The organism is Pseudomonas sp. AC070 (assembly GCF_979258635.1).
On record NZ_OZ409871.1, the window covers coordinates 884,374 to 906,519 of the forward strand.

The window sequence follows — 22,146 nt, forward strand, 5'->3', positions numbered from 1 at the left end:
TATAATCGCTTTTACTGCTTATTATTGACGCCATGCCCTTGACGTAAAACGGATGACGCTCAGTTGATCGTTATGCAGATGTGAGAGCCAGATGGCCGGTCTGCGGGAGAGTTGCAATGACTGATGCGAAAGTGGTGCACCTCAACAAGGTTGCCCCCGAGCACTCGCCAACATCACCGGCGGGGAGGCTGCCCGTGGCACTCATTCACGTGCGCGACAAAGCTGCCCAGCAGCTGAAACAAGCCTTGCAGGCGTTGTTCGACAACGCGGACGATACCCTCTTCGAGATGGCCGACCGCGCGACCAGTAACGCTGAGCAGAACGCCTTTTTCGAGGCCATGCGTGACCTGCGTCTGAAGCGCAAGGGCATTGAGCGCGGCTTCCTGCAGAAAGTCTTTGAAACCTTCGCCAACCTGAACCAGTACGAAATCGGCCGCGCGCCGCAGTTGGACGCCGTGTCGTTCGACACCTTGGCGTTGGTGCAAAACGATGAATTGGAAGAGACCGTAGCGCTGGATTCCATGGTCGCCAAGGTAATGAGCCGCGATGCGGTCGCCCTCGGCCACCTGACCACTCGCATCAACGCGATGGTCAGCAAGAAAATTGACGACAAAACCAACCCGCTCGGTCCGACCGTTCTCTGTGAATTCTTCCTGGAGGCCTGCAGCCGTCTGGGCGTTGAGATCAAGGTCAAACTGATCATTCTCAAGCTGTTTGAGAAATATGTACTGGCCGACCTCGACCAACTTTATTCCGACACCAACGAACAGCTGATTCAGGCCGGCGTATTGCCAGAGCTGAAGACGGCGCCGGTGCGTCGTAAAGCCGGCCCGGCCAGCAGTGGTATGCGTAGTGCTCCCGCCACCGGTGCGCCTGGCGAAGTCAGCCACGGTGGTGGTTACGCCGATGAAGGCGTTCAGGAAGTGTTTGGCGTGCTGCAAGAGCTGTTGTCGCAAGTGCGTGGCAGCGGTTTGCCGCGTCGCGAAATGCCCGCCGACGCCTTGCCGATTTCCAGTAATGACTTGATGCGCCTGCTTTCCCACATGCAGCAGCGCCCGGCGTTCACTACCGCCGTGCAAGACGACTTCGACCTGCGCAACCAGCTGGAACAACTGCTGGTGCGCGCCAGCGCCAAGAGCGGCAAGTCGCGCGTGGTCGGTGAGGTTGATGAAGATGTGATCAACCTGGTGTCGATGTTATTTGAGTTCATCCTCGACGACCGCACCCTGTCCGACTCGCTGAAAGCGCTGATTGGACGTCTGCAAATTCCGATGTTGAAGGTCGCGGTTCTGGATAAAACCTTCTTCAGCCGTGGCAGCCATCCGGCGCGTCGTCTGCTCAACGAAATTGCTGCCGCCGCCTTGGGCTGGGCAGAGCAGGACGACGCTCAGCGCGACAGCCTGTATCAGAAGATCGAAAGCATCGTGCAGCGCCTGCTTAACGATTTCGTTGACGATCCGGCGATTTTCTCCGAGCTGTTGGCCGATTTCCTCGCCTTTACCGGCGATGAGCGTCGCCGCAGCGAGTTGCTCGAACAACGCACCCGTGATGCCGAAGAGGGCAGCGCCAAGGCCGAACTGGCTCGTCGCGAAGTCGAACATGCGTTGAATGAACGTCTGCTCGGTAAAACCCTGCCCGAAGTAGTGGTGCGCTTGCTCCAGGAAGCCTGGAGCAAAGTGATGATGCTCACCTGCCTCAAGCACGGCGTGAACTCGCCTGAGTGGGACGCGGCCTTGAGCACCATGGACGACCTGGTGTGGAGCGTGGCCCCGCATGAAGATCCCGAGGCGCGTCTGCGTTTGCTGGAGCTGGTGCCCGGTCTGCTGAAAGCCCTGCGCGAAGGCATGGCCAGCGCGGCGTTCGACCCGTTCTCCACCAGCGAATTTTTCAGTCAGCTGGAAAACCTGCATGTACAGGCGTTCCAGCGCTTCAAGCGGCCGATGCCTGAGGCGGTTGAACCTGACGCCGATGCAGTCGCAGCAGATGGCGATGCGCCGCTGCTGGAGCTGCCGCCTGAAGACGAAGTCGAGGCTATTGCCGTGCCGGCGATGGTCGAAGTGGTTGAAGAAATCGTGCTGCTGGCGCCGGGTGAAAACCGCGTGCAAGAACCAGAAATGGTGCTGCCGGATGATGACGAAGGCCTGGCCCGTGTTGACAGCCTTGTGGTTGGTAGCTGGGTCGAATTTCAAGAAGACGAAGAGCACAAAGTGCGTTGCAAGTTGGCGGCGATCATCAAGCCAACCGGCAAATACATTTTCGTTAACCGCACGGGCATGAAAGTACTAGAGAAAACCCGCATGGGCCTCGCGGTCGAATTCCGCCGCAACGCGATTCGTCTGCTTGACGATGCGCTGTTGTTTGACCGTGCGCTGGAGTCGGTAATCGGCAACTTGCGCCGGTTGAAAAACGCCTAAGCGCAGCCTGCTTTTACAACGACGCCCGGCCTTTGCCGGGCGTCGTCGTTTTCAGGGTTGGCCGCGGCGGTGGGCTGCTCTAGAGTGGTCGGCAGTTTGCGGGCCGTTTGCAGCGGACCTGCCAAGGAGAATGTATGCAGTTGGACCCCACCACCGGCTGGTGCGACGGTATCCGCCATTGCCCGTCGCCCAATTTCAATGAGCGGCCCAATGGGGAAATTTCGCTGCTGGTGATTCACAACATCAGCCTGCCGCCGGGGCAATTCGGTACGGGAAAGGTTGTTGAGCTGTTTCAGAATTGCCTGTGTGCTGACGAGCATCCGTACTTTGCCGGGATCGCCGAGCTGCGCGTGTCGGCACATTTTCTGATTCAGCGCGACGGCAGCGTGATTCAATTCGTGTCGTGCCTGGACCGCGCTTGGCACGCCGGGCTGTCGTTGTTCGAGGGGCGCGACAACTGCAATGATTTTTCGATAGGCATTGAGCTGGAAGGCACCGACGACCAGCCGTTCACCGCTATTCAATATGCCGTGCTTGCGCAGTTGAGCGCGCAGCTGTGCGCGGCGTATCCGGCTATCAAGCCTGAGCGAATCTGCGGCCACAGCGATATCGCGCCGGGCCGTAAGACCGATCCGGGCGAGCATTTCGAGTGGCCGCGCTTTCTTGCCGGCCTGGCAGATCAAGGAAAGGCGGGCGAACGCCCGTCGTCAGAGGGAGGCGTGTCATGAGTTTTCTAGTGCTGCTCTTGGTGTTGTGGGTCGAGAAGTTCTCGTCCTGGCGCGCCAGAATCCAGCAAGACGGTGCCTGGCTGCGCTTGTTGGCGTGGGCTGAGCGGCAGGCCGCTTTTCGTCATAACCCGTGGCTGCAATTGGCGGTGCTGGTGCTTGCGCCGGTCGCAGCGTTGGCGCTGTTGCTCGCAGTGCTCGGCGTGCCGCTACATGGTTGGCTGACGTTGCCGGTGCATTTGTGGGTCCTGGTTTATAGCCTGGGGCGTGGCGATCCACTGGTGGCGCTGGGGCCGTTTCGCGACGCCTGGCGCCGTGAAGATGTAGAAGGCGCGTACCTGGTGGCGCAACGTGATTTGAACGTTGAAGCGCCGGACCCCGACAGCCTCCTGCAGCAAGCGCAGGGCTTTTTGCTGTGGCAGGGTTATCAGAGCTTTTTTGCGGTGATTTTCTGGTACGCGTTGCTCGGACCGTTGGCGGCAATCGCCTATCGCCTGTTGGCATTGACTGTCGAACACGCTGAAGACCCCGCCTTGCGCGCCCGCGCGGGGCAATGGCGTCATGCGTTCGACTGGTTGCCGGTGCGTCTGCTGGCTGGCAGTTTTGCGCTGGTGGGCAGCTTTGTAGCCGTGAGCCGCGTGCTGCTCCATGAGCTGCTGAACTGGAACATTTCTGCCGCCCAACTGGTCGCCAATAGCGGCCGTGCCGCTGAAGATTTTGGCGTGCCGACCTTGGGCGAAAGCGGCGTGTCGAGCCTCGACGGTTTGTGGCAATTGCTGGTTCGCGCCGGGGTGTTCTGGTACGCCGGTTTTGCCGTCTGGACATTATTGTTTTAACGCCGTTACGACACCGCCGGTCGGGCTGAAACGCCCGGACTGGCTGGCGTCCCGCCGTCATTGGGTGTGAAGTGCCATCACTCAGATCAATGGCCCTTCCTGGCGATGGACGCTCACTTAACCTTAAGTTACAAAGGTGCGTGCCGATATCGGGTATACAGAATGCCGCGCCCGGCAGTTTGTGACTTGTGTCACGCTCACTGCACGGTTAATGCGCACTGCGACGCTCACGGGTCGACAGGGACTTAAGCGATTGACCCCCGCTGCGTCCCCGTTCTGCCCTGTGACGATCCAATAACAATAATGTGATCAGGAGACGTCTTGTGAAGACCGTGCTGTATCCGGCCATCGCGCTGATGAATCGCCTCAGTTTTGGTATGAAATTCAGCTTGATCAGCGTCCTGTTCTTTCTGCCGATGCTGGTTACCAACTTCTATCTCGTGCGGGACTCGTATCACGAGTTCATCGGCACGCGCGCCGAGCTGCAAAGCCTCGACTTGATGAGCGCCAGCCTCAAGTTGCGCGGCGACCTTGAAAACCTCAATGACATGGTCGAGATCAACGCCGCCGTCGGCCAATCCGGCAAGGCGGGCGATCTCGAAGCGCGTATTGGCGCGCTGAGCAAACGCATCGAAGCCGACCTGCTCAAGCTCGAACCGGTGGTTACCGATGCCGACCAGATCGAGCTGTTCATCTCCAAGCGTGACGAACTGGAAAAAGCCCTGAAGGCTGCCGACGCCGAAACATCGTTGCAGAGCAAAGCGCCGATGATCGAGAAGCTGCAGGGCAACATGCAGGTACTGATCAAGATCATCGCCAACCAGGCCGGCCTCAGCCAAGACAACCAGACCACCGTGCGCCAGATGATTGAGCTGGTCACCAACGGCACCACCTCCGTCACTTCTGCTCTGAGCACCGGGCGCTCGCTGGGCGCAGCGTCGTTGGCTCAAGGCTTCCTGAACTCCTCCGCCAGCGGCAAGTTCGATGAATTGCTGTTGCTGCTGGAAAAACTCCACGCCGAATACGGCCTGACCATCAACGACGCGCTCGATGGCAGCCCGGCTGCACAAGAAGCGTTGAAAAGCCTGGCCGAAGCCAGCCGCGCCACATTGAAAGAAAGCAGCACGTTCTTCGAAGACCAAGTGGTCATGGCCGACTCGTTGGACGAGCCGTGGCAGGGGTTCTACGACAAAGTGTCGGCGTCGATGGAAAAAACCTATCAGCTGAACGACGCCGCCTTGGTGTTCCTCAAGCAACAACTGCAAAAACGTCTGGAGCGTAAGCAAACCCAGATGGTGCTGCTGGTGGTGGCGCTGTTGGTGGTGTTCATCCTCATTGGTTACCTCTACGGCGCGTTTTATGTGTCCACCCGCACCACGCTGAAAAGCCTCGGCAAGGTAATGGACCAAGTGGCGGCCGGCGACATGACCGTCAGCTTCCGTGCGCAGAGTCGTGACGAACTGGGCGAATTAGGTGAAGTGTTCAACGGCACCGTGCAGAAGATTCACCACCTCATTGAGCGCGTCGGCCACACGGTTACTGCTGTGGGCGTGCAGGCCGATCGGGTGGAAGACGTGTCTGCGCAAAGCAACCAGGCCGTCGCTGGGCAGCGTAGCCAGATCGAACAAGTGGCCACGGCGATGAACCAGATGTCCGCCACCGCGCAGGAAGTTGCCCGTAGCGCCGCCGCCGCCGTAGACAGCGCGCAGAGCGTCAACCACGAAACCGTCAGCGGTCGCGCGCTGGTGGAGTTGCAGGTTGGCAGCATCCAACGACTGGCTGACGAAATTGATCAGTCGGTAACCGTCATTAATCAACTGGCCAGCGACAGTGCCTCGATCAGCCAAGTGCTCGACGTGATCAAAGGCATCGCTGAACAAACCAACCTCTTGGCCCTGAACGCGGCCATCGAGGCAGCGCGTGCTGGCGAGCAGGGTCGTGGGTTTGCCGTAGTGGCCGACGAGGTCCGCAACCTGGCCAAGCGCACCCAGCAGTCCACTGAAGAAATCGAAAAGATGATTGCCAAGCTGCAAGGCGGCGTCGGTGCGGCGGTCAAAACCATGCACAGCAGTCACAGCATGGCCGACAACACCGTGGCCGAGTCCGGCAAGGTGCAGGTGGCGCTGGAAAATATCCTGGGTGCGGTGGGCATGATCGTCGACCAAAACCAGCAGATCGCGGCAGCGGCGGAGCAGCAAACAGCTGTGGCGCACGACATCGACCAGAACATCGTCGAAATCAACCTGGCCGGCGAGCGTACGGCTGAAGGCGCAAGCCAGACCGAGCAGGCGAGCCGTGAACTGTCGGGCGAAGTGGCCCATCTCAAGCAATTGATCAGCGCGTTCCGCGTCTGACCGGAGCTGTTGAATGACAAAGCCGCCTTATGGCGGCTTTGTTGTTTCTGCGCCGCGTTGGAAGGGGCTTACCAGCCGAATACAGCCCTGGCGTTATCGGTGGTGACGCGTGCGAAATCTTCCGTTGTCTCGCCGCGTATTTCGGCCAGGGCTGCACAGATGTCCGGCAGATGCGCGGGGCTGTTGCGTTGTTCGGGATGCATGGCAGGCGCCATGTCCGGGGCGTCGGTTTCCAGCACCACGGCCTCGGCGGGTAATTGCGCCACCACTTTGCGCAGGCGCAACGCCTGCGGCCAAGTGGGCGCGCCGCCCAGCCCTAATTTAAAGCCCAACTTGATGTACTCCCGCGCCTCCTCATAGCTGCCGGCGAACGCATGAATGATGCCCGGACGTTTCAGCTTGAAACGCTTGAGCGTGGCGATCACCTGCGCGTGGCTGCGACGCACATGCAGCAGCGGCGGCAGTTCGAACTCGGCTGCCAAACTTAGTTGGGCTTCGAACAACGCTTGTTGGCGCTCGCGGTTCAGTTCGGGCAGGTAATAGTCCAACCCGAACTCGCCAATGGCGCAGAGTTTTTCTGAGCCCGCCAGGCGCTCCAGCCACGTGCGTAGTTCGCTTACATGGTCGGAGTGATGCTGCTCCAAATAGACGGGATGCAGGCCGAGGGCCGCATAGAGGCCGTCGTTTTCCTGGGCCAAGTCCCATACACGCTGCCAGTTGCTCTGATAGACGCCGAGTACGACCAGGCGCTCAACTCCTTTATCCCGCGCATTGGCCAGGAGCTGGCTGCGATCGTGATCGAAGTCGGGGAAGTCGAGGTGGGTGTGGGTGTCTATTAGCTGCATGGGGGTAGGGTAAATGGATTTGCGCGGGCGTGCCAAAGGGTTGCGAGGAGCGGCGACGGAGGCGGAGCGGGTGATGTGGTTTAGGTTGAGAGACCGCCGATTTATGGGGCTCAAGTTTAGGCGTCAGGTACCGCTTGGGCATTACATCGTTGATTTCGTTTGCAGGGAGCTGAATTTGATTGTTGAGCTCGACGGCGGCCAGCATTCAGAACAAGTTGAATACGATAACCGTCGCAGCGACTGGCTGAATACGCGGGGTTATAGCGTGTTGCGCTTTTGGAATAATCAGGTATTTGGCGAGATGGACGCGGTTATGGAGGCGTTGCGGATTTGGGTAGAGCAGCAAGAGCGGCCCTCACCCCCAGCCCCTCTCCCGCGAGGCGGGAGAGGGGAGACCAGCCCGACCGAGGGGGTGCGGCATGCACCGATTGGAACCCCTCTCCCGCCCGCGGGAGAGGGGCAGGGGTGAGGGGCCGTTGAGGCAACATCACTAATTCAATGATGCTCCCGCGTAGCCCTGAACTTCACCTCAGGCCAGCGCTCTTCCATCAAGCTCAAATTCACCCGCGTCGGGGCCAGGTAGGTCAGGTGCCCGCCGCCGTCGATGGCCAGGTTTTCCACAGCCTTGATCTTGAATTCTTCAAGCTTCTTCTTATCGCTGCTGTCGATCCAGCGAGCAGACCAAACGGTGATCGGCTCGTATTGGCACTCGACCTTGTATTCCTCTTTCAGCCGACTGGCGACCACGTCGAACTGCAGCACGCCCACGGCGCCGAGGATGATGTCGTTGCTGCGTTCCGGGAAGAACACCTGGGTGGCGCCTTCTTCGGCGAGTTCTTGCAGGCCTTGGCGCAGTTGCTTGGATTTCAGCGGGTCCTTCAGGCGCACGCGGCGGAACAGTTCCGGGGCGAAGTGCGGGATGCCGGTGAAGCCGAGGTTTTCGCCTTCGGTGAAGGTGTCGCCGATCTGGATGGTGCCGTGGTTGTGCAAGCCGATGATGTCGCCGGCAAACGCTTCTTCCAGCTGCTCACGTTCGGAGGAGAAGAAGGTCAGGGCGTCGCCGATGCGCACCTCTTTGCCCAGGCGAACGTGGCGCATTTTCATGCCTTTGTCGTATTTGCCGGAGCAGATGCGCATAAAGGCGATGCGGTCGCGGTGTTTGGGGTCCATGTTCGCTTGAATCTTGAACACGAAGCCGCTGAATTTCTCTTCCTCTGGCTCCACGGTGCGCTCGTTGGCCACACGAGCCAGGGGCTGAGGCGCCCAGTCGACCACCGCGTCGAGCACATGGTCGACGCCGAAGTTGCCCAGCGCGGTGCCGAAAAACACCGGGGTCAGTTTGCCGTCGAGGAATTCTTGCTGATCGAATTCGTGGCAGGCGCCCTGAACCAATTCCAGCTGTTCGATAAAGCGCTCGTACTCGTCGCCCAAGTGCGCGCGGGCTTCGTCGGAGTCCAATTTCTCGATGATTTTGGTCTCGGTACGTTCGTGGCCGTGGCCCGGGGTGTAGACGATGATGTAGTCGTCGGCCAGGTGGTACACGCCTTTGAAGTCGCGGTAGCAGCCAATCGGCCAGGTCACCGGCGCGGCCTTGATTTTCAGCACGGCTTCAATTTCATCAAGCAGTTCGATGGGGTCGCGAATGTCGCGGTCCAGCTTGTTGATAAAGCTGACGATGGGCGTGTCGCGCAGCCGGCACACGTCCATCAGGGCGATGGTGCGCGGTTCAACGCCTTTACCGCCGTCGAGCACCATCAGGGCCGAGTCCACTGCCGTCAGGGTGCGGTAGGTGTCTTCCGAGAAGTCTTCGTGGCCGGGGGTGTCGAGCAGGTTGATCATGTGCTCGCGGTAGGGGAACTGCATCACCGAGGTGGTGATGGAGATGCCGCGCTGCTTCTCCATTTCCATCCAGTCAGACGTCGCATGGCGGTCGGATTTACGCGATTTCACCGTACCCGCCACGGCAATGGCTTTACCCATAAGCAGAAGCTTCTCGGTAATGGTGGTTTTACCGGCGTCGGGGTGGGAGATGATGGCGAACGTACGGCGTTTCGCGACTTCGGCGGCCTGAATGGACATGCGAGAACCTGGTCGTGGAGCTGGAAATTGGGCGCGAAGTATACAGGATGCCCCGCCTCGATGGGCGGCCGTGGCGTAAGCGCCGGTCGCTCCGTTGGGTCGATCCAAATGAACCCTGATGGTGATAGCCGGTCTGTCAAAAACGGACTGGATACTTCCCCTCAGCACCTGCGCTGGAAGCCAAGCGCCGCAACGGTTTGTGCAGCATTTCGGACGTTTTGTTTGGAATCCAAAACGGGCAATCGGTGAGGCGACAATCAGGTGCAAAACAGCGGCATTTTTTGATTGATCTTGCCCCCACATGCTCCTAAAGTTCGCGCCCGAACGTCCATGCTGGAAACGATCCATGCGGCTCAAGTACTGACGACGAGAGATCGGTTTCGATACTCGGCGACAAGCCTTGGGAAGTAGGCGAACCAAAGTGGGGAAACGGATTAGACGTTCGCGGCTTTGTCACAAAGCCACCCCTTACTACCTTTGTTTGTTTTGCCCATGGAGTCCCCCGCATGTCGATTAAGGTCGAAGACTACTACCCGCGCGAAACCTTCCAGAAAATGAAGGCGTTCGCCGATCAGCAAGAAACCCCGTTCGTGGTGATCGACACCAATATCATCAGCCAGGCTTACGATGATCTGCGCGCCGGTTTCGAGTTCGCCAAGGTCTATTACGCCGTCAAGGCCAACCCCGCTATCGAAATCATCGAGCTGCTGCGCGACAAAGGCTCGAACTTCGACATCGCCTCGATCTATGAGCTGGACAAAGTCATGTCCGCTGGCGTCGGCCCGGAGCGCATCAGCTACGGCAACACCATCAAGAAATCCCGCGACATCCGTTATTTCTATGACAAAGGTGTGCGCCTGTACGCCACCGACTCCGAAGCCGACCTGCGCAACATCGCCAAGGCCGCGCCGGGTTCGAAAGTGTATGTGCGCATCCTCACCGAAGGCTCGACCACCGCTGACTGGCCGCTGTCACGCAAGTTCGGCTGTCAGACCGATATGGCCATGGACCTGCTGATTCTGGCCCGTGACCTGGGCCTGGTGCCTTACGGCCTGTCGTTCCACGTCGGATCGCAGCAGCGCGACATCTCGGTGTGGGACGCGGCAATCGCCAAGGTAAAAGTGATTTTCGAGCGCCTGAAAGAAGAAGACGGCATCGAGCTGAAACTGATCAACATGGGTGGCGGCTTCCCGGCCAATTACATCACCCGCACCAACAGCCTGGAAACCTACGCCGAAGAGATCATTCGCTTCCTCAAGGAAGACTTCGGTGACGACCTTCCGGAAATCATCTTGGAACCGGGCCGTTCGCTGATCGCCAACGCTGGCATCCTGGTCAGCGAAGTCGTGCTGGTGGCGCGTAAATCGCGTACTGCTGTTGAGCGTTGGGTGTATGTGGACGTGGGCAAGTTCTCTGGTCTGATCGAAACCATGGACGAGTCCATCAAGTTCCCGATCTGGACCGAGAAGAAAGGCGAGATGGAAGAAGTGGTCATCGCCGGCCCGACCTGCGACAGCGCCGACATCATGTACGAGAACTACAAGTACGGCCTGCCGCTGAACTTGTCGATTGGTGATCGCCTGTACTGGCTCTCCACCGGTGCCTACACCACTAGCTACAGCGCAGTGGAATTCAACGGCTTCCCGCCGCTGAAAGCGTTCTACCTGTAAGCCTTAGCTGAACGAAAAAAGCCCCGCCATGTGCGGGGCTTTTATTGCGCTGAATTTGCCAACATCCAGCGCTGAATTTGCGAACAACCACCGTCGTCCTCGCGCACGCGGGGACCCAGTATCTGCCGCCGTGCGCGTTTTTTCTGAACCACCTTGGATTCCTGCCCGCGCAGGAATTACGAAAGCGTGAATCAGCAAATCGCCGCGTACGCCTCACGGTCGCCGTCATCCCCCAATTCGGCCGCACGCCGGAAGTAATCCGCCGCCAACGCGCGAATTCCCGGCTGCTCGGCCTGTTGCAGTGACTGCCTCGCCACTCGCAGAAAATTCAGATTTCCATGCTGCAGCGCCAACTCCAGCCAGGCCGCCGCCGCGCGCACGTCACCTTTTTCCGCCAGCACGGCGGCGTAGCTGAACTGGCCGCGAAAGTCGCCCGCTTCGGCGGAGCGGCGGTACCAGTCGTGGGCCAGCGCGACGTCGCGAATCACCACCTGACCTTCTTCGAAATAACGGCCGACCAGGTTCATGGACTTGGCGTGCCCTTGAGCGGCGGCGCGTTTGTACAGGGCGAATGCCTGCGGCGGGTCACGCAGCACGCCTCGGCCGGTGGCGAGCAGGTTGGCGAGGTTGTATTGGCCCCAGTCCAGCCCGGCGTCTGCCGCGCGGCGGTAGTGTTCGGCGGCATCGGTGAGATTCGCCTCTGCGCCCCAGCCATGCTCCAGACAGCGGCCGAGCATGTTGTCCGCCATGGCGTGGCCGTTGCGCGCAGCGATGCGGAACCAGGTTACGGCCAGCGCCGGGTCGCGCTGAATGCCGCGGCCTTCCAGCAGCAGTTGGCCGAGCATGGTTTGCGCATCCAGCGAGCCCTGCCTGGCGGCGGTTAATACGGCATTGGCGGCGCGGCCGGGATCACTCGCCAGCAGTGCCGCCAGGTCGTCGGTGTCGAGGTGTTCTTCGCGGCGCAGGAGGGCGGTCAATGGTTTACACCTCGGCCCAGCGGCGTAGCAGGTTGTGGTAGTTGCCGGTCAGTTGCAGCAGGGCAGGGTGGTCGGGCACGGCCTGGGTCAGTTGTTGAATGGCTTGGTCCATTTCAAACAGCAAGGCGCGCTGGCTGTCTTCGCGCACCAGGCTTTGCGTCCAGAAAAACGAGGCGAAGCGCGCGCCTCGAGTCACGGCTTCGACCTTGTGCAGGCTGGTGCCGGGGTACAGCACCATGTCGCCGGCCGGCAGCTTGATGCGCTGGTTGCCGTAGGTGTCCTGGATGATCAGCTCGCCGCCGTCGTACTCGTCCGGGTCGCTGAAAAAAACCGTGGCGGAAAGGTCGGTGCGTACCCGCTCCACGCTGTTTTTTACTTGGCGAATGGCGTTGTCGATGTGGAAGTCGAACGAGCCGCCGCCGGTGTAGCAGTTGAATAGCGGTGGAAAGACTTTGTGCGGCAAGGCGGCCGACATGAACAACGGGTTTTGCCACAAACGGGTGAGCATTTCGCTGCTGATTTCGCGGACCAACGGATGGTCGTCGGGCAGCTGCAAGTTATGTTTGGCCTTGGCCGATTGAAAGCCTGCCGTCACCTTGCCATCGGCCCATTCGGCCTGTTCCAACGCGCTGCGAATCTGCCGGACTTCATCGCTGCTGAAAACGCCCGGAATGTGCAAAAGCATGGCGGAACCGTTTGTATTTGAAAGTAAGTCGCAAATGATAATTCGCCGCCTGGCTCGCTGGCAACTGGATTAAACCCAAGCCCCACGCGGCCTTCAGCGTTTTTTCAAAATGTAAACATTATGTAAAGATTGTTACATGCGAATTATTACCAATTGCTAACCTTTAACTGTTGCTCTACATTCCGCGGCCTTTGCCATTCCTGGGGAGGGAAACCGCATGTCCGCCACGTCCACAGAATCGACTGTTTTTTCGCCACGTATGCTCGCCACTGCCGTCGGCATGGCCATGTCCGCTTCGCCCCTCGCGCATGCTGCCGAGCCGGTTGCATTGGAAGCCACTAGCGTGGTCGGTGAGCAAGATCAGGCCGAGAACTACAAGGTCGACGAATCGGCTTCGAAGAAGTACACCGCGCCGCTGCGTGAAACGCCGAAAAGCATCACCGTTATCAGCGAGCAAGTGATCAAGGACACCGGTTCCCTTTCCCTGGCCGACGCGCTGCGCACCACCTCCGGCATCACCTTCGGTGCGGGCGAGGGCGGTAACCCAGCGGGCGACCGCCCGATCATTCGCGGCTTCAACGCCGAGAGCGACATGTTTATCGACGGCCTGCGCGATGTCGCGTCGCAAACCCGTGAAGTGTTCAACATTGAGCAGGTTGAAGTGAGCAAGGGCCCAGGCTCGGCCTTCACCGGCGCCGGTTCCACCGGTGGCAGCCTCAACCTGATCAGCAAGACTGCCAAGCAGCAGGACTTTGCCGACGCCGGTTTCACCTTCGGCTCCGACCAGACCCGCCGCTATACCCTCGACGTTAACCGCGTGCTTACCGAGAACATCGCCGCGCGCATCAACCTGATGCAGCACGACGCCAATGTCGCTGGCCGCGCCGGGGTCGACGTCAGCCGCTGGGGCGTGGCGCCGACCGTGACCTTCGGCCTGAACACGCCGACCCGCGCCACCGTGTCGTACTACCACGTCGAAGGCGAAGACACGCCCGACCTCGGCAACCCGCTGCAAAGCACCGTCGGCGCTGATGGCGTGCGCACCCCGACTGGCAACAAAGACAAGTTCTACGGCTTCGCCTCGCGCGACTACCGCGACAGCACTACTGACACCGGCACCATCAAGCTCGAGCACGACCTGAACGAAAACGTCACCGTGTCGAACACCTCGCGCATCGTGCGCACCACGCTCGACTACATCGCCACCAACCCGGATGACTCGCGCAATAACGTGGCGCGCGGTTTCGTGCAGCGCTCGGCGAAAAGCCGCAACTCAACCTCCGAAGGGCTGATTAACCAGACTGACCTCAGCGCCCGTTTCAATACGGCGTTCATTGAGCACTCGCTGAATACGGGCGTCGAATTCAGCAAAGAAGGCGTGCATAACCGCAACTACTTTGTGTCCCAGCGTGTAGCTGGCAACACCTGTAATACCGCGATGCTCAACTCGAACGATTGCACCACCCTGGCCAACCCGAACTACAACGACACCTTTCACGGCACCATCGCCGACAGCGTTGCTTACACCGACACGGACAGCAAAACCCTATCGGCGTACGTGTTCGACACGTTGAAGTTCAACGAACAGTGGTCGATCAACGGCGGCGTTCGATACGACGACTACCAAACCAAATCCCAAGGCCTTACCGCGAGTACGGCCAATCTTGTGTCTGGCTCGTTCGACAACGAAAACAACTCGCACTTTTGGAACTACCAGTTGGGCGTGGTCTTCAATCCCTTGCCAAACGGCAGCATCTACGCGGCGTGGTCGACCTCCAGCAACCCAGTGGGTGAAACCAGTGGCGAAGGCGCTGATGCCATTGCTGTGGGCACGCAATCGCTTGAACCAGAGCGCAACCGTAATTACGAAGTAGGCACCAAGTGGGACTTTTTCGACGAGCGCCTGGGCGTGAACGCGGCCGTATTCCGGACTGAAAAAACCAACGCCCGCGTGAGTGACGAGGTCGGTCTGACCCAGAACATCGGTGAAACCCGCGTCGACGGTTTCGAAGTCGGCCTTAGCGGCAAGATCACCAGCAAATGGCAAGTGTTCGCCAACTACACCTATCTCGACGGTGAGCTGGTTGATGGCGGTGTGATCAACACTGCTGGCCGAGGCGCACCGCCGGTGTATGTGAAAGGCCTGTACGACGGCAACGACATCCCAAGCACCCCACAAAACAGCGCCAGCTTCTGGACCACCTACCAACTGCTGCCAAAGCTGTCCCTGGGCGCCGGCGCTTACTACGTGGATTCGCGCTTCGGTAACACCGCCAACACCGTGCAGGTGCCGGACTACTGGCGCTACGACGCCATGGCCAAGTACGTGGTGAACAAGAATCTGGACCTGCAACTTAACGTGCAGAACCTGACGGATGAGCGTTATTACGATCAGGTTTACTCGACGCACATGGCGCACGTGGCGGCAGGCCGGACCGCTTTGATCTCTACTAATTTCCACTTCTAACGGTCGCCGGGCGGGCTGATGGTGGCGCCGCTGCAAAGCGCCCCGCAGCTTTCCAGCGCTGCGTGCTGGAGTACGCAACTATCCAAACCTCCGTCACTTTCGCGCACCCGGGGGTCCAGAGTTTCGGGATTGGACGATTAGCTGTGCACGTCCAAAGATCCCGGATGCCGGATCGTCGCACCGCCACCTTTGCAGGGGCGACGACCCTCAGCCCGGCGCCAAACAAACCCTGAGCGATGCATCGCTCGGGGTTTTTGTTTGCTAGGTAAACGATCAGTAAAGGTTGCGCAGTTGCTATAAATTCTCAAATAGAATTCGCCGCTATTAACGGTTGGTCGCGCTGAAAAGCGCCGGTTCAGGTGAGGTTGTCGTGTTCAAGAACGTGTTGTTCCAGTTGCATTGGCTGTTCGGCATCACCGCCGGCTTGGTGCTTGCCCTCATGGGCATCACCGGGGCGCTGTATTCCTTTCAGGAAGAAATTTCCACGGCATTGAATCCGGACGTGCTGCAGATTCAGGTGCGCGAAAGTGGTGTGTTGCCGCCCGGCCAGTTGGTGGAAAAACTGGAAAGCGCGGCCGGCATGAGAATCGCCGGCATGCGCGTGTACACGCTGGAGAACAAAGCGTCGCAAGTGTTCTTTGCGCCCAAGCCGGGCGAGCGTCGCGGGCCGATGCGTTATTTCGACCCCTACACCGGCGAGCTGCGCGGTGAGCCTGCCGGCAAGGCGTTTTTCGACCTGATGTTCCAACTGCATCGCTTCCTGGCCATGGGCGAATTCGGCAAGCAAATCACCGGTGCCTGTACGTTGATGCTGCTGTTTTTTTGCCTGTCCGGCTTGTACCTGCGCTGGCCGCGCAATGCGCTGAGCTGGCGTACGTGGCTGACGTTCGACTGGGCCAAGAAAGGCCGCGCCTTTAATTGGGATCTGCACGCCGTGGCCGGCACCTGGTGTCTGGTGTTTTATCTGCTCGCGGCGGTAACCGGGCTGACCTGGTCGTACCAGTGGTTCAACAATGGCGCCACGGCGCTGCTCGGCGGCGCGCCGGCTGGCCAGCAGGGCGGCAAGCCGGGCGGTGGCCGTGGCGAGCGCAGGGGCCCGCCTCCGCAGGCTGCCGAACCGGTGCCGGTGAACTATGACGCACTGTGGTCGGCAGTAGTGGGCATAGCTGGCCCACAGCTCGCGATGTACAACCTGCGTCTGCCTCAAGCGCCCAAGCAGCCGGTCACTGCGCTGTACCTGCTGGATAATTCCCCGCACGAACGGGCGATGAACGAAATTCAGCTCGATGCCTCGACCGGCGCGGTGAGCAGCCAGAAGCGCTATGCCGATCAGCCTCTGGGCAACCAACTGCTGACCAGTATTTACAGCCTGCACGTGGGCAGTTATTTCGGCCTGACCGGCCGCATTCTCATGACCGCCGCCAGCGTGACCATGCCGCTGTTCTTTATCACGGGCTGGCTGCTCTACCTCGACCGCCGTCGTAAAAAACGCCAGGTGCTGGCGGCTAGAAAGGGTGTGAGTGCGGGTTCCGGCCAGGGCGATAACTGGCTGATCGGTTTCGCCAGCCAGAGCGGCTTCGCCGAGCAACTGGCCTGGCAAAGTGCCGGGCAACTGCAAGCCGCTGGCCACGCCGTGAACGTGCGACCGCTGGCTAGCCTGAGTTCCAATCACCTGCGCGAGGCGCGCCATGCGCTGTTCGTGGTCAGCACCTTTGGCGACGGCGAAGCGCCGGACAGCGCCCGCGGCTTCGAGCGCAAACTGCTGGGGCAAACTCTTGGCCTGAGCGAATTGAAATACGCCGTGTTGGCCCTGGGTGATCGCCAGTACGCGCACTTCTGCGGTTTCGCCCATCGGTTGCAGCAGTGGCTCAGCCACGAAGGTGGTGAGCAGCAATTCCCCACGGTCGAGGTCGACAACGGCGATGCCGCCGCGCTGCATCAGTGGCAACAGCAGCTTGCACAGTTGTCGGGCGGTTCGGTGGCGGCACCGTGGCAGTCGCCTACCTACGGCAACTGGACCCTCACTGCACGTGAACTGCTCAACCCAGGCAGCGCCGGCTCGCCGACTTTCTTGCTCAGCCTGACCCCGCCCGATAGCCAGTCGGCGTGGCAAGCCGGCGACTTGGTGGAAGTGATGCCGCGCAATAGCGCCGCCGCTGTCGAGGCCTTCCTCGCCGGGCTGGGCATCGCCGCGACCACGCACGTGCAGGTTGGCGGCTTGCAGGAAACGCTGGCCCAGGCCCTGGCCAACCGGCAACTGCCTGCGAGCCGTGGGCATCTGGTGGGCTTGCATGCCCAGGCATTGGTGGACGCCCTGGTGCCGATCACCGCGCGCGAATACTCGATTGCCTCGGTGGTGGAAGACGGCACGCTGCAACTGCTGGTGCGGGTTGAAACCCATATCGACGGCAGCTTCGGCCTTGGTTCGGGTTGGTTGTGCGTGCATGCCCAGGTGGGCGACAGCATCAGCCTGCGCCTGCGCCGCAACAGTGGCTTCCATCTATCGAGCGAGCCGCGCCCGCTCATTCTGCTGGGCAACGGCACCGGTTTGGCCGGGCTGCGCAGCTTGCTGAAAGCGCGCGTGGCTGAAGGTTTGACGCGCAATTGGCTGCTATTTGGTGAGCGCAATGAGGCTCACGACTTCTTCTGCCGCGACGAATTGCAGGGCTGGCTGGCGACGGGCGAGCTGGCGCGGTTGGACCTGGCGTTTTCGCGGGATCAAGCGGAAAAGGTCTACGTACAGCATCGCTTGCTGCACGCGGCCGACGCGCTTAAGGCCTGGGTGGAAGAGGGTGCGGCGATTTACGTCTGCGGCAGTTTGCTGGGCATGGCCGAAGGCGTGGACCAGGCGTTGCGCCAGGTATTGGGCGATGAGCGCGTGGTGCAGTTGACCGAAGAAGGGCGTTACCGGCGCGACGTTTATTGATCGGCTAAAAAAGCATCGCGGCTAAAGCGGATCGCCGCCCGGCCGTTCCCACAGGATCTTGAGTACCGGTAGGAGCGGCTTTAGCCGCGATTGCTTTACAACCCGTTAATCACCTCGGCGTGGTGACACGCGACTTGCCGCGCGTCGAGCAGGCGCAGTTGCGGCTCTTCCTTGATGCAGCGTTCGGTGGCGTGGGGGCAGCGTTTGTGGAAGGCGCAGCCGCTCGGTGGTTTCAGCGGGTTGGGCAGTTCGCCGACGATTTTGATTTTCGGCTTGTCCGGATCGGGGTGAATGGTCGGGGTGGCCGACAGCAGCGCCTGGGTGTAGGGGTGCAGAGGCTTGGCGTAAATCTTCTCTTTCGGACCCATTTCCGCCGGCCGGCCGAGGTACATCACCAGCACGTCATCGGCCACGTGCTGAACCACGGCAAGGTTGTGCGAGATGAACACATACGCGGTGTTGAACTCGGCTTGCAGGTCCATAAACAGGTTCAGCACCTGCGCCTGAATCGACACGTCCAGCGCCGAGGTTGGTTCATCCGCCACCAGCACTTTCGGGTTAAGCATCATGGCGCGGGCCAGTGCAATGCGTTGGCGTTGGCCGCCAGAGAACATGTGCGGATAGCGCTGGTAATGCTCCGGGCGCAAACCGACCTGCTGCATCATGGCTTGCACTTTTTCCCGGCGTTCGCTGCGCGACAGGTTGGTATTGATCAGCAGCGGCTCGGCCAACTGATCACCAATTTTCTGCCGTGGATTGAGCGAGGCGTATGGGCTTTGAAAGACCATCTGCACGTCGCGGCGCAGTTGTTTGCGTTCGGCCTTGCTGGCGCCGTTCACTTCTTGTCCGCCGATTTGCAGCGAGCCGGAAGACGGCTCTTCGATCAGCGTCAGCGCGCGGGCCAAGGTCGATTTACCGCACCCGGATTCGCCCACCACGGCCAAGGTTTTGCCCGCTTCCAGTTCGAACGACACCCCGTTCAAGGCGCGCACGGTGGCGTGCGGTTGGAACAACCCACGGGAGACGTCGTAGTGGCGAGTAAGGTCGCGAGCCGTCAGTACTACGCTCATCGTGCGGGCTCCTGATTCTCTGGGTGGCTGGGGGCGGTGTTCTGGTTACGCGGGAAGAAGCAGCGCACTTCACCAAGTTCGCTGGGGTCCAGGGCGGGGCGCAGGTCGCGGCATTTCTGTTGCACATACGGGCAGCGCGGGGATAGCAGGCAGCCCACCGGCCGGTCGTAACGGCCCGGCACGATACCGGGCAGTGTGGCCAGGCGTTTGGCGCCCTGGCTGTGTTCCGGAATCGCGGCCAGCAGCGCTTCGGTATACGGGTGTGCCGGGGCGTCGAACAAGGCCGGCACCTGGCCGACCTCCACCGCTTGCCCGGCGTACATCACGCACACGCGGTTAGCGGTTTCTGCCACTACCGCCAGGTCGTGGGTGATCAGCACCAGCGCCATGTCTTTGTCCCGTTGCAGGTCGAGCAACAGGTCCATGATTTGCGCCTGAATGGTCACGTCCAGCGCGGTGGTGGGTTCGTCGGCGATCAGCAGTTTCGGCTCGCCGGCGATCGCCATGGCAATCGCCACGCGCTGGCTCATGCCGCCCGAGAGCTGGTGCGGGTAGGCGTTCAAGCGGCTCGCGGCGCCCGGAATTTCCACCCGTTCGAGCAGTTCCAGGGCGCGTTGGCGTGCGGCTTTGCCAGACAGGCCGAGGTGCTGGCGAACCACTTCTTCAATTTGAAAACCCACGGTATAGCTGGGGTTCAGGGCGGTCATGGGATCCTGGAACACCATGGCCAGGTCTTTGCCGATGATCTTGCGCCGCTGGCGGCTTTTCAGCGTCAGCATGTCGTGGCCGTCGAAGTTCAGGGCGTCGGCCTTGATGATGCCGGGTGCGTCGATCAGGCCCATCAGCGCCATCATGGTCACCGATTTGCCGGAACCCGACTCGCCGACAATCGCCAGCACTTCGCCTTTTTCCACGCTCAGGTCGAGACCGTCGACCACCGGTACGGCGTTGGCGTCGCCGAAGCGCACGCTCAGGTTTTTGATATTCAGCAGGCTCATTACGGGCTCCTCAAATGGCGTTCTTGAGTTTCGGGTCGAGCGCATCGCGCAACCCATCGCCCATCAAGTTGATTGCCAGCACGCTGAGCAAAATGGTCAGGCCCGGCAGGCTCACCACCCACCACGCGCGTTCGATGTAGTCACGCGCCGAGGCCAGCATGGTGCCCCACTCAGGCGTTGGCGGTTGCACGCCCAAGCCGAGGAAGCCCAAGGCGGCGGCGTCGAGAATTGCCGAAGAAAAGCTCAAGGTGGCCTGCACAATCAGCGGCGCCATGCAGTTGGGCAGCACGGTGACAAACATCAGGCGGAACAGGCCGGCACCAGCTAGGCGCGCCGCCGTCACGTAGTCACGGTTCAGCTCGCCCATCACCGCCGCGCGGGTCAGGCGCACGTAGGAGGGCAGCGACACCACGGCAATGGCGATCACGGTATTGATCAGGCCAGGGCCGAGAATGGCGACAATCGCCACGGCCAACAGCAACGAGGGCAGGGCGAGCATTACGTCCATCACACGCATGATGGTCGGGCCGAGAATGCGCGGAAAGAAACCGCCTACCAGGCCGAGGAAAATGCCCGGAATCAGCGACATCAGTACCGAGGCCAAGCCGATCAGCAGCGACAGGCGGGCGCCGTGAATCAGCCGCGACAGCAGATCGCGCCCCAACTCATCGGTGCCCAGCAGGAATTGGCTATGGCCTTCAGCCGCCCAGGCCGGCGGCGTGAGCAGGAAGTCGCGGTATTGCTCACTCGGGTCGTGGGGCGCCACCCACGGCGCAAACAGCGCGCAAAACACAATTAGCAGCATAAACAGCAGGCCCGCCACCGCGCCTTTGTTGCGGGCGAAGTGTTGCCAGAATTCTTTCATCGGCGAGGGGTACAGGGTGCTCGGGTCGGCCAGTGCCGGCGCAGGAGACGGTGCGTTGGTGGTCATGTTCAGGCCTCCCTTAACGTTGATGGCGAATGCGTGGGTTGGCCAGGCCGTAGAGGATGTCCACCACGAAGTTGACCAGAATCACCAGGCAGGCGATCAGCAAAATGCCGTTCTGCACCACCGGGTAGTCACGCGCGCCAATCGACTCGATCAGCCACTTGCCGATGCCCGGCCAGGAGAAAATGGTTTCAGTCAGCACAGCACCGGCCAACAGCGCGCCGATTTGCAGGCCGAATACGGTGAGTACCGGAATCAAGGCATTGCGCAGGCCATGGACAAAAATCACTCGAGTCGGCGACAGGCCTTTGGCCCGCGCGGTGCGCACGTAGTCTTCGCGCAGCACTTCGAGCATGGCCGAGCGGGTCATGCGCGCGATCACTGCCAGGGGAATGGTGCCGAGCACGATGGCGGGCAGAATCAGGTGGCGCAGGGCGTCGAGAAAGGCGCCTTCTTCGTCGCTGAGCAGGGTGTCGATCAGCATGAAGCCGGTGACGGGTTCGATGTCGTAGAGCAGGTCGATACGCCCCGACACCGGCGTCCAGCCCAGCCACACCGAAAAGAACATGATCAGCAGCAGGCCCCACCAGAAAATCGGCATGGAATAACCCGCCAGCGAAATGCCCATCACCCCATGGTCAAACAGCGAGCCGCGCTTGAGCGCGGCGATCACCCCCGCTAACAACCCCAGCGTGCCGGCGAACAGCAAGGCCGCCAGCGACAACTCCAACGTGGCCGGGAACAGGGTGAGGAATTCGTGCCACACGCTTTCACGCGTGCGCAGCGACTCGCCCAGATTGCCCTGCGCCAGATCGCCGATGTAGTTCAGGTATTGCTCGTAGAGCGGCTTGTTCAGGCCCAGACGCTCCAAGGCTTCGGCATGCATCTGTGGGTCTACGCGGCGTTCACCCATCATCACTTCCACAGGGTCGCCGGGAATCAGGCGAATCAGGGAGAAGGTCAGCAAGGTGATGCCAAAGAACGTGGGGATCAGTAACCCCAATCGTCGGGCAATGAAAGTGAACATCGCGGGGCGGTACTCCTGGTCTGGTGCAACTCATCAGCCGGTTAGGCATACCTGGCAGCGCTATGGGTCAACGGCGCCGGGCGTTTTTTATGGCTTCGCGTGGGTGTGCGCGAGGCTGTTATGGGTCAGCGGGTGAACGGTGGTG

Annotated in this window: 16 protein-coding genes and 1 pseudogene; 9 read left to right on the forward strand and 8 right to left on the reverse strand. The window is 60.6% G+C overall.

Going from position 1 to position 22,146, the window contains the following annotated elements; translation table 11 throughout:
- Window positions 1-116: 116 nt before the first annotated feature.
- From ACZZ0Q_RS03870 to ACZZ0Q_RS03890, 5 genes and pseudogenes are all read left to right on the forward strand, one after another.
- The gene (locus ACZZ0Q_RS03870; RefSeq protein ID WP_463540014.1) at window positions 117-2,414 is read left to right on the forward strand and encodes a DUF1631 domain-containing protein; all 2,298 of its coding nucleotides are present in this window, start codon (window positions 117-119) and stop codon (window positions 2,412-2,414) included.
- Window positions 2,415-2,548: 134 nt separating this feature from the next.
- Window positions 2,549-3,142 carry a 1,6-anhydro-N-acetylmuramyl-L-alanine amidase AmpD gene (gene ampD / locus ACZZ0Q_RS03875; protein ID WP_463540013.1) on the forward strand — a complete coding sequence of 198 codons (594 nt, stop codon included), beginning with the start codon at window positions 2,549-2,551 and terminating at the stop codon, window positions 3,140-3,142.
- Window positions 3,139-3,975, forward strand: a complete 837-nt coding sequence (ampE, locus tag ACZZ0Q_RS03880; RefSeq protein ID WP_463540012.1) for a regulatory signaling modulator protein AmpE — start codon at window positions 3,139-3,141, stop codon at window positions 3,973-3,975. Before ampD ends, ampE begins: the two co-directional genes overlap by 4 nt.
- Window positions 3,976-5,267: 1,292 nt before the next feature.
- Window positions 5,268-5,471: pseudogene (locus ACZZ0Q_RS03885) on the forward strand (HAMP domain-containing protein); the annotation flags it as partial.
- 153 nt (window positions 5,472-5,624) lie between these two features.
- Complete coding sequence (locus ACZZ0Q_RS03890) at window positions 5,625-6,329, forward strand: methyl-accepting chemotaxis protein (protein ID WP_463560999.1); 705 nt, start codon at window positions 5,625-5,627, stop codon at window positions 6,327-6,329.
- A 68-nt stretch (window positions 6,330-6,397) separates the two neighbouring features.
- On the opposite strand, the gene ACZZ0Q_RS03895 is transcribed toward ACZZ0Q_RS03890, so the two are convergent.
- Window positions 6,398-7,174 (reverse strand): TatD family hydrolase, encoded by a 777-nt coding sequence (locus tag ACZZ0Q_RS03895; protein WP_463540011.1) that lies wholly within the window; start codon window positions 7,172-7,174, stop codon window positions 6,398-6,400.
- A gap of 13 nt (window positions 7,175-7,187) precedes the next feature.
- Here ACZZ0Q_RS03895 and ACZZ0Q_RS03900 point away from each other — a divergent pair, with 13 nt between their 5' ends.
- The gene (locus ACZZ0Q_RS03900; protein WP_463560308.1) at window positions 7,188-7,643 is read left to right on the forward strand and encodes an endonuclease domain-containing protein; all 456 of its coding nucleotides are present in this window, start codon (window positions 7,188-7,190) and stop codon (window positions 7,641-7,643) included.
- Between the two features lie 26 nt (window positions 7,644-7,669).
- On the opposite strand, the gene ACZZ0Q_RS03905 is transcribed toward ACZZ0Q_RS03900, so the two are convergent.
- On the reverse strand, window positions 7,670-9,253 hold the full coding sequence (locus tag ACZZ0Q_RS03905) for a peptide chain release factor 3 (protein ID WP_463540009.1): 1,584 nt from the start codon (window positions 9,251-9,253) through the stop codon (window positions 7,670-7,672).
- A 506-nt stretch (window positions 9,254-9,759) separates the two neighbouring features.
- Between ACZZ0Q_RS03905 and ACZZ0Q_RS03910 the strand changes: the two genes are divergently transcribed.
- Window positions 9,760-10,923, forward strand: a complete 1,164-nt coding sequence (locus tag ACZZ0Q_RS03910; RefSeq protein ID WP_122494413.1) for a type III PLP-dependent enzyme — start codon at window positions 9,760-9,762, stop codon at window positions 10,921-10,923.
- Between the two features lie 191 nt (window positions 10,924-11,114).
- Here ACZZ0Q_RS03910 and ACZZ0Q_RS03915 read toward each other — a convergent pair whose 3' ends face one another.
- Both ACZZ0Q_RS03915 and ACZZ0Q_RS03920 read right to left on the reverse strand, forming a co-directional pair.
- Entirely contained in the window at window positions 11,115-11,900 is a 786-nt protein-coding gene (locus tag ACZZ0Q_RS03915; protein ID WP_463540008.1) for a tetratricopeptide repeat protein, read from the reverse strand.
- 4 nt (window positions 11,901-11,904) lie between these two features.
- Entirely contained in the window at window positions 11,905-12,585 is a 681-nt protein-coding gene (locus ACZZ0Q_RS03920) for a Fe2+-dependent dioxygenase (RefSeq protein ID WP_463560310.1), read from the reverse strand.
- Between the two features lie 217 nt (window positions 12,586-12,802).
- Between ACZZ0Q_RS03920 and ACZZ0Q_RS03925 the strand changes: the two genes are divergently transcribed.
- Together ACZZ0Q_RS03925 and ACZZ0Q_RS03930 are read left to right on the forward strand one after the other, a co-directional pair.
- Window positions 12,803-15,052 carry a TonB-dependent receptor gene (locus tag ACZZ0Q_RS03925; protein WP_463540007.1) on the forward strand — a complete coding sequence of 750 codons (2,250 nt, stop codon included), beginning with the start codon at window positions 12,803-12,805 and terminating at the stop codon, window positions 15,050-15,052.
- Window positions 15,053-15,422: 370 nt separating this feature from the next.
- Window positions 15,423-17,978, forward strand: a complete 2,556-nt coding sequence (locus tag ACZZ0Q_RS03930) for a PepSY domain-containing protein (protein ID WP_463540006.1) — start codon at window positions 15,423-15,425, stop codon at window positions 17,976-17,978.
- A gap of 95 nt (window positions 17,979-18,073) precedes the next feature.
- Here the strand turns inward: ACZZ0Q_RS03930 and ACZZ0Q_RS03935 are convergent, their stop codons facing one another.
- From ACZZ0Q_RS03935 to ACZZ0Q_RS03950, 4 genes are read right to left on the reverse strand one after another with little or no spacing between them, the layout of a single operon-like run.
- Window positions 18,074-19,048 carry a peptide ABC transporter ATP-binding protein gene (locus tag ACZZ0Q_RS03935; protein ID WP_463540005.1) on the reverse strand — a complete coding sequence of 325 codons (975 nt, stop codon included), beginning with the start codon at window positions 19,046-19,048 and terminating at the stop codon, window positions 18,074-18,076.
- Window positions 19,045-20,046, reverse strand: coding sequence for an ABC transporter ATP-binding protein (locus ACZZ0Q_RS03940; protein WP_463540004.1), 1,002 nt, complete (start codon window positions 20,044-20,046; stop codon window positions 19,045-19,047). Before ACZZ0Q_RS03940 ends, ACZZ0Q_RS03935 begins: the two co-directional genes overlap by 4 nt.
- 10 nt (window positions 20,047-20,056) lie before the next feature.
- Window positions 20,057-20,977 (reverse strand): ABC transporter permease subunit, encoded by a 921-nt coding sequence (locus tag ACZZ0Q_RS03945; RefSeq protein WP_463540003.1) that lies wholly within the window; start codon window positions 20,975-20,977, stop codon window positions 20,057-20,059.
- Window positions 20,978-20,990: 13 nt separating this feature from the next.
- On the reverse strand, window positions 20,991-22,001 hold the full coding sequence (locus tag ACZZ0Q_RS03950) for an ABC transporter permease subunit (protein WP_122452379.1): 1,011 nt from the start codon (window positions 21,999-22,001) through the stop codon (window positions 20,991-20,993).
- Between the last annotated feature and the right edge of the window lie 145 nt (window positions 22,002-22,146).

Coding starts and splice junctions, on each gene's coding strand:
- ACZZ0Q_RS03935 (WP_463540005.1), bottom strand. CDS start 19,048: ATGAGCGTAGTACTGACGGCTCGCGACCTTACTCGCCACTACGACGTC.
- ACZZ0Q_RS03900 (WP_463560308.1), top strand. CDS start 7,188: ATGGATTTGCGCGGGCGTGCCAAAGGGTTGCGAGGAGCGGCGACGGAG.
- ACZZ0Q_RS03925 (WP_463540007.1), top strand. CDS start 12,803: ATGTCCGCCACGTCCACAGAATCGACTGTTTTTTCGCCACGTATGCTC.
- ampD (WP_463540013.1), top strand. CDS start 2,549: ATGCAGTTGGACCCCACCACCGGCTGGTGCGACGGTATCCGCCATTGC.
- ACZZ0Q_RS03920 (WP_463560310.1), bottom strand. CDS start 12,585: ATGCTTTTGCACATTCCGGGCGTTTTCAGCAGCGATGAAGTCCGGCAG.
- ACZZ0Q_RS03895 (WP_463540011.1), bottom strand. CDS start 7,174: ATGCAGCTAATAGACACCCACACCCACCTCGACTTCCCCGACTTCGAT.
- ACZZ0Q_RS03910 (WP_122494413.1), top strand. CDS start 9,760: ATGTCGATTAAGGTCGAAGACTACTACCCGCGCGAAACCTTCCAGAAA.
- ACZZ0Q_RS03905 (WP_463540009.1), bottom strand. CDS start 9,253: ATGTCCATTCAGGCCGCCGAAGTCGCGAAACGCCGTACGTTCGCCATC.
- ACZZ0Q_RS03940 (WP_463540004.1), bottom strand. CDS start 20,046: ATGAGCCTGCTGAATATCAAAAACCTGAGCGTGCGCTTCGGCGACGCC.
- ampE (WP_463540012.1), top strand. CDS start 3,139: ATGAGTTTTCTAGTGCTGCTCTTGGTGTTGTGGGTCGAGAAGTTCTCG.
- ACZZ0Q_RS03890 (WP_463560999.1), top strand. CDS start 5,625: ATGTCCGCCACCGCGCAGGAAGTTGCCCGTAGCGCCGCCGCCGCCGTA.
- ACZZ0Q_RS03945 (WP_463540003.1), bottom strand. CDS start 20,977: ATGACCACCAACGCACCGTCTCCTGCGCCGGCACTGGCCGACCCGAGC.
- ACZZ0Q_RS03870 (WP_463540014.1), top strand. CDS start 117: ATGACTGATGCGAAAGTGGTGCACCTCAACAAGGTTGCCCCCGAGCAC.
- ACZZ0Q_RS03950 (WP_122452379.1), bottom strand. CDS start 22,001: ATGTTCACTTTCATTGCCCGACGATTGGGGTTACTGATCCCCACGTTC.